Origin of the sequence: Haloferax sp. Atlit-4N, from assembly GCF_003383025.1 — an archaeon.
Lineage (GTDB): Archaea > Halobacteriota > Halobacteria > Halobacteriales > Haloferacaceae > Haloferax > Haloferax gibbonsii.
The window spans coordinates 1-6,764 of record NZ_PSYY01000017.1 but is presented as its reverse complement, the minus strand read 5'-3'; the positions used below and the strand labels follow the sequence as shown (position 1 = coordinate 6,764).

The 6,764-nt window shown below is 52.1% G+C and carries 7 protein-coding genes and 1 CRISPR repeat array; of the genes, 2 read left to right on the top strand and 5 right to left on the bottom strand.

The features are described 5' to 3' along the window. Nucleotides 1–2: 2 nt before the first annotated feature. A CRISPR array of direct repeats spans nucleotides 3–763; the repeat unit is 30 nt; unit sequence GTTTCAGACGAACCCTTGTGGGATTGAAGC. A gap of 330 nt (nucleotides 764–1,093) precedes the next feature. Beyond that, nucleotides 1,094–1,381, bottom strand: a complete 288-nt coding sequence (locus tag C5C07_RS21220) for a hypothetical protein (RefSeq protein WP_147302068.1) — start codon at nucleotides 1,379–1,381, stop codon at nucleotides 1,094–1,096. Between the two features lie 165 nt (nucleotides 1,382–1,546). Between C5C07_RS21220 and C5C07_RS22255 the strand changes: the two genes are divergently transcribed. Further along, nucleotides 1,547–1,777, top strand: coding sequence for a helix-turn-helix domain-containing protein (locus C5C07_RS22255; protein WP_115806009.1), 231 nt, complete (start codon nucleotides 1,547–1,549; stop codon nucleotides 1,775–1,777). 368 nt (nucleotides 1,778–2,145) lie between these two features. Here C5C07_RS22255 and C5C07_RS20075 read toward each other — a convergent pair whose 3' ends face one another. Then, nucleotides 2,146–2,412 (bottom strand): PhiH1 repressor, encoded by a 267-nt coding sequence (locus C5C07_RS20075; protein WP_115806007.1) that lies wholly within the window; start codon nucleotides 2,410–2,412, stop codon nucleotides 2,146–2,148. A 733-nt stretch (nucleotides 2,413–3,145) separates the two neighbouring features. On the opposite strand from C5C07_RS20075, the gene C5C07_RS20065 reads away from it, so the two are divergent. Continuing rightward, the gene (locus tag C5C07_RS20065; RefSeq protein WP_115806006.1) at nucleotides 3,146–4,006 is read left to right on the top strand and encodes a hypothetical protein; all 861 of its coding nucleotides are present in this window, start codon (nucleotides 3,146–3,148) and stop codon (nucleotides 4,004–4,006) included. Between the two features lie 492 nt (nucleotides 4,007–4,498). On the opposite strand, the gene C5C07_RS22145 is transcribed toward C5C07_RS20065, so the two are convergent. Genes C5C07_RS22145 through C5C07_RS20055 form a run of 3 tightly spaced genes read right to left on the bottom strand, consistent with a single transcriptional unit; the run spans nucleotide 4,499 to nucleotide 6,316 of the window. After that, complete coding sequence (locus C5C07_RS22145; RefSeq protein WP_255565277.1) at nucleotides 4,499–4,627, bottom strand: hypothetical protein; 129 nt, start codon at nucleotides 4,625–4,627, stop codon at nucleotides 4,499–4,501. Between the two features lie 55 nt (nucleotides 4,628–4,682). Then, on the bottom strand, nucleotides 4,683–5,258 hold the full coding sequence (locus tag C5C07_RS20060; protein ID WP_115806005.1) for a type II toxin-antitoxin system antitoxin SocA domain-containing protein: 576 nt from the start codon (nucleotides 5,256–5,258) through the stop codon (nucleotides 4,683–4,685). A 53-nt stretch (nucleotides 5,259–5,311) separates the two neighbouring features. Then, entirely contained in the window at nucleotides 5,312–6,316 is a 1,005-nt protein-coding gene (locus C5C07_RS20055; RefSeq protein WP_115806004.1) for a hypothetical protein, read from the bottom strand. Nucleotides 6,317–6,764: the final 448 nt, after the last annotated feature.

The following is a 6,764-nucleotide window of genomic DNA, read 5'->3' as shown; positions in this document are numbered from 1 at the left end:
CTGTTTCAGACGAACCCTTGTGGGATTGAAGCGGGTGCAGTGGGACGCGGTGAACGAGGTTATCGGCCCGTTTCAGACGAACCCTTGTGGGATTGAAGCATCTCCCGACGGCTATCGTCTCGCTCTGAGTCCCCGTGTTTCAGACGAACCCTTGTGGGATTGAAGCCAGTTCGTGCCGTCGTTCTGTATTTGGAGCGTCTGTTTCAGACGAACCCTTGTGGGATTGAAGCGCCCGCCGGAACGTCTCCCACGACTCCCAGCCGCCCGTTTCAGACGAACCCTTGTGGGATTGAAGCGGAGTCTCACTCATTTTCGGGTCCTCCGAAGGTCGTTGTTTCAGACGAACCCTTGTGGGATTGAAGCAAAGACTCGGCTGACGATGGTTCAACGTGGGGGGCCGAGTTTCAGACGAACCCTTGTGGGATTGAAGCATCTCGAAGCGAGGCGTCAACACGGTGAGCGTTCCGTTTCAGACGAACCCTTGTGGGATTGAAGCTCGGCTCGGGTTGAGAAGGGTTCGGCGACGGCGATTCGTTTCAGACGAACCCTTGTGGGATTGAAGCAATGCTCCACGAGCGAGATCACTCCGGTTCGAAGGTGGTTTCAGACGAACCCTTGTGGGATTGAAGCGGCGGCGTCGACGAAATCGCCGACGGCGTCCGCGACCGTTTCAGACGAACCCTTGTGGGTTTGAAGTTGGTAGCCGAGGGTCAGGAGAGGAGCCGCACCGATAGTTTCAGACGAATCTTTGTGAGAGCGAACAAATTTCGGCTGTACCTCCCTCGCTATGAGCTACTTATTTTTCTGCGTGGCAGTTGTGTACGCGAATTCGTTCTGGGAGACCTTGCTTCCCGCATTGTGAACAAGTCCGGAGCTCTTCTTCGACAGCCTCGAACACTTCAAGTGCTGCTTCTAAATGCTGTTTGACCGCTGGTTCGTGTGTTCGAGTGTACGCTTGCGTGACGTGCATGCGAAGCTCCGCTCTCGGCGATTCACTCATCGGTGATCCCCGTACAATGCGCACAGCATGGACGATCACTCGAACCTCGAACCATTGGTTGCCCACAGTACTGACAGAGCGTTCCGTATACCATCAGAACACTCCTCCGAATAGTTCGTGTGCCGTGATGAGGACACGATTGTCCCAACCGATTTGTGAGTCGACGAACCCGACGTAGGTCCCAACGCTGTAGTCTTTGAGAGGAGTGATTCGCTCGATGTCTCCATGGGCGTCAAAGCGCCACACCTGACGTTTGAACGGATCGTAGTGGTGGAAATAGCCCTCGGTATCGATACCGATTGGCTTGTGTGCCCGTGATGCAGCGACCGTGCAGTCGCGCGACTCAACAACCTTTTCAATTGGGTATTGTGTAGATGACATTGGTCTTTGTTGGCTTTAGAAGACCAGTCTGGGTGTCCTAGCACCCGGGCGTTTCAACGAACCCCGAGAGACAAGCCTTCTCTACCATACAATAATGAGTGCATGGTGATAATACTACCGGTGCAACGATTATTTCATGGTGGGGCTCATATCTCGATGTAACAGATGAGTCGCGACAAAAATTCTGGACGGTATTCGTCTACTGTGTCTGACAGTGAGATTCTTGAGTTCTTTCGGCAAGGTAAACGCCCATTCTGGGGAACCGGTGAGATTGCAGAACAATTTGAGTGGGACCATTCAAACGCGCACCGTCGTCTAGAGGCACTTAGTCGAGAGAGTGAGTTACAGAAGATAAAAGTTGGATCTCGAAATGTTGTGTGGTGGCTTCCACGTTAGGAAACAAGCATCTGTCTTACTGCATTTCTGCAAATTAGACAAACCCTGACCAGTAATCTGGCCTCACCTTATCTGGTGGACGTGTCTTCGGGATTGGTCGAATTAACGCCGCATTCACTTCACCTTCGAGATACAGTTGACCCCAGATTGTGATTTCAAACATATCGGCATCTGCATCATTGATGCACGGCGCTAATAGCCCCGCGTTACACAACACACGACACCGTTTTTTCACTTGTCGTAGTGTCACCTCGTCACCAACTTTGTCATGGATCTCAGCTGGTGATTCCCAACCCTTCCCAAGGAGATGCTCTAGAATTCTATCATCCCAAATCGTCATCCAGTCTCCAGACTTTCTCATCATAAATTTAAGCAGATGCAGTATCTTCGCTACTACTTTCGCTGTTGAGGGATTTAGCGTCGAGATCTCCCTCAAGATAATCTTCACCAATTGCAGTAATCACGTAAACACCATTCCCGAGATGCTGGAGGAGTCCCTTCTCACTCAGTTTTTTAAGCCGACGAGATAGTGATGACCGAGAAACTTGGAAGTACTCACTATCCTTCATCACGGCAGCACTTGCAGATTCGTTTTGCTGCGCCCACTCTAGAATTCGATCATCCCATATTGTCATCCACGATGCAGATTTTCTCATTACGTGTGTGTATACGTCACTCACCCCTACAACTCACGGATTGTGACTTGAAATACTAAATTCTCATTTCTAAGCTACCAGTGCATTTATGCACAGCCGGTGTCACTATGAGATACGGAACCGCGCGAGAAACCATCGGCTCAAGAAGATCAGGTCGGTCCCGAGTGCAGTGGAACCAGCACCGCACTCGGGGAGGTTCCGTCACTGAACCATGACGGAGACAGCCAACGCGAGGTCAGAACCCCGCATAGCCACAAAGACAGCACGGTTTGATAAGGACCGCGAGTGCTCCTGTTCGAACTGTCACATTCGTCCTGCAGCCGGTATCGACGCTGAAACCCGGCTACCCATCTGCCATCGCTGTGCGACAGCGGGTGTACAATGACGCTTGTCGACCGAACTCCCCCTGCGTGGGCTACCGACTACGACGTTCCAGTCGTCCTCAAGGTCGGCGGCGGGGACAAACGTCTCCACGCCCCTGACCCCGATGCCCCCACCCCCGCACCACGTTGTTCGTGCGCAGCTCGAGGGACCGCCACCAACTGGCAAGTCGTCGAGCTCGAATCGATCTACGGTTGGTACCCGATCTGCGGCAATCCCGCATGCGAAGACGCCCTTCGAGGTGGGTTACTTATCCGGTCCAAGTGAGACACTTCGCTATTCGACTGTCGACTCCACACGCAACCATTCCACTTCCCCTATCACCCAAACGATGCACGACACTACCGAACCCGAACTGCAGTCGCTCGTCACCCGTATCAACCAACTCGAATCGACGATTGCTGACCAGCAAGCGAAAATCGAGACGCTCGAAGACGAACTCGAGGCTGAACGCGAGGCACGCGTCGCTGTCGAGGATGAATGCCGCGATATCTTCGAGACGCTTGACCGTGAGACGCACCCCAGGCTTGACGCGTTTTTTCGCCGAACTGAGAACATCATCGATGGGCTCTCTGAACTCCAGGCTCGAACCTTAGAAAAGGGTGGACACCTCCTCGAAGACAACGTTGACGCCGAGCACCTCGACGTCCATGGCCACCGTCTCGAGCGGATCACGAAAGACGATGGCAAACAGTACGTTCGTCTCCCGGGTGAGGAGGACCCTTTGGCCCGCGGTGGACACGTTGCACACACCACCGCTGACCTCCTCCCACTCCAGCGGCTCGCACGGTTCGATGATGAGATGCTGGCATCGATGACGAACCGAAAGCCCGACGAGCTGGCTGCCAAAGCCTGGCGGCACAGAGACGACCCAGGTCGATACAATCTCTGGTCAAAGGGAAGTGGGAATCTCCGTGTGTACCTCTCTGCGCCCGACCTTGCTGACTGGATTCGCCAGCATGAGCCAGGTGTCTCGAAGAAATACTCTCAAGAGCTCGCTCGGCGGACGATCGAGTCGATGCTTGAACTCGCCCGGGGGCGACTTGGGAAGACAAAACAGGAGCGTCGCACGGATGGCCTCACGTACCACGAGACGCGTATCGTCCTCCACTCGGATACTGACCTCCCGGGAGAACGCCCAGTCGTACAGACGAATGCTGCCCCGACCACAGACGCGGTCGCCGGTGAGTAACGTGGCTGGGGTCGATTCTCGGTCACATCTGCTTCGAATCGCTCGATAACAACTCGCGGACGGACCACTCGACCGCTCATGCTGACCTCCTTTGGAGGTCGGCTAGCTGTAGGTACGGTTGCTCGATCGGGTGTCGTCGGAGGTAGCTAGCCACCCCCGAGAAAGGTTGTACCGACCACCGCGTTTGTTGACGGGATGATGTAGTCACGCGTCAACAACGCGTATAGAGCCGCGATGGACGACATGAACTGAACTCAAGGGATTCGTTCCTCCACGTCCATCGAAGTGGTGAGAGTACGTCTCAAGCCAAAAATGTCTTATCAGATTCGACTCTGTTGAATCTTTGAAGCGCTACGTTACCAGGTTTCCTTTGCGAGCTCTTTGGATTCGTCTGCACCAACCGCTGGTGGCTGGCTGGCTATCGGTGACTTCTGAGGAGTGTAGGTACTGGACTACCGAATGTAGACCCACTCAAAATACAGAGCTACCACGTTAGATCCCATTCTCTTCGAGCCACTCCCCAAGATCGATCTTGGCGTCTGCAATCTTCTTTGGCCCGGTGTAGATCGAAACCGACTGGCTGACCTCGACAGGTTGGTCAGTAGATTGGATCCTGTCCATGTCAATCAAAGGCCGCTACTGAATTACAATAAGCGTTTGTACGTTTCTCACCGAGTTATTCAGTAAGTGGTAAGAGAACGTCTTCCGCATCGTCTATTTCGGCACGGGAAGGCATCTGCCTAAGTAACGCTTCTTCGGCCTCTGGATGCGCATCCAAGGCGGTGGCGAACTCAGGGAAGTTCATCGGGTGATCGTATTCTGTATTCTCAAACAGCCAGCTACTCTTACTGAATTGGGCTAGCTCCTCGGTAGATTCCTCACTCACGTACTCACAGACTTTCTCAATGATATTCTGAATACCATCACTTAGTGAGCTAGAGTGATCACTTAAACTGTAACCTGTGGTTCGGTTACCCTGGATAACTGTTTTCCGACGTGTAACCTCGTCTAAGGAGTTGAGTGCGGCTCTCACATCACGCGAAAACGCCCCATACATGTATGGACGATACTCTACATTCGTCAACCGTCGGCGATAATGCAGAATACAGTAAACCTCAGTGTAGAATATGAGCTTCTGTATTCGCGTTTCAAAGAGCTCACTATGGTGTGACTGGACAAGGAACTCTTTGATGATGAACTGAGTTCTCTCTAGTTCTTCCTCGGTTGAGTTCGTCTGTGTGAGGGGAGCCATTGTCCTTGTCCGCTGGTTCGTGATTAGATGTGCGGCAGTACAGTTTCAGTTAGTTAATTATAATATGGCGGTCGTCCTGTATCTTTCTCTTCTATCTGATCACCGGCATCCTCTTTATCTTTTTCCCGGTTGTCAGGTGTCTCCACCGCCACACAAAAATCGCTGATAAGATACTCAATATAGTGCTTTTTGTAGTCTCCAGATGCGTCCATAAACGCTAATGAGAGCAAGAACATCGACCACATCGCGAGACCCAGCTCGGCTGGCGAGAGCATCTGCAAAATAAGTGGTTTGTACATCAATGGTCCTGGCTGGACTGGTGAAAATACCACTAAGAGGTATGCGGTCAGAAGCAAGAGCAAAGTCACCCACATTCCGCGGCAGAAGGAGTATCGGGCTTGAAACCCGTTTGCTCTCCCCGATCCTTTCGAAGAAAGCGTCGCTGTCACCATTGGATATAGTTGGCGGATCTCTACGTAGCCATTCAGTTCGATTCCCCGGCTCGCTTTTTTGTCGAACCTTGCAATATCGATCCCGTACTCTGACTGGCAGCATTCGCGGAATCGGTTGTACGTTATATGTGTCCCATCCAACCCTCGCTTGTTCTCTGACAAGTCAAAATGCCAGCCGAGTTCGTTCTCAAACAAGCGTCGATGACTCTTGAAGACATCATGGATGCCCCAGTACCGCCTTACGATCCACGGCTCCACAGAACGATATCGCTGTTTCCACCAGTCGTGGTCCATCCACCAGTTCTCTGAGATCAATGGCCCGTGGACGTAGTATTTATCACCTGCCCAATTCCCGATTCGATAAAGAATCTTCTCTGTGTTGTCAGCTATTGTGTGGACTGCCTGGCCAAGAACGAGACCAGAAAACACGAGTGTAAGAGCAAGAGCTGTAATGACGGTGAAATTTAGCGTTCCATTTGGATCTGTGAACGCGTCTAGTGGTAGGCCGGGCAGTAACGTCGCAATTCCGATTAGTGCAACGATGCCGGGAATCGATTTCCCAAAGAAGTCGTACGACTCCAGTACGTTCGCTACCCTTTCCGCCATTGTCCACAAATAACTGTATTAGATGACATGAATCCATTGGTTACCAAACGGCCGATAATTCCAGTTCACCTGATTGGTGGCTATATTGGTTGACAGATAGCTACCTCTCACTGAATACGCCCGATCTCTATTCTCCGTGGACACCAACCATGTCTCGGTTGAGGGCCTTCACGTCAACGAGTACCTGTTTTTATAGAATCCTTCCTGTTGGCCAAATAGCCAATCCTACAGTTCCAAGTATACCTGGACGTCCAAGCATAATCAAAACTTATGCTGGTAGTCGTATGACTAGTGAACATGACGTATGCGGACCATCCAACAACACTATACGATGAAATCATCGAGAACCGCGACTACACAACCGTTAATGGCACGACGATTCCGATCAGGACGAGTGCCATCGACGAACTGACCGAGTTCGCTGGTGAGACGGACATCCACCTAGAGC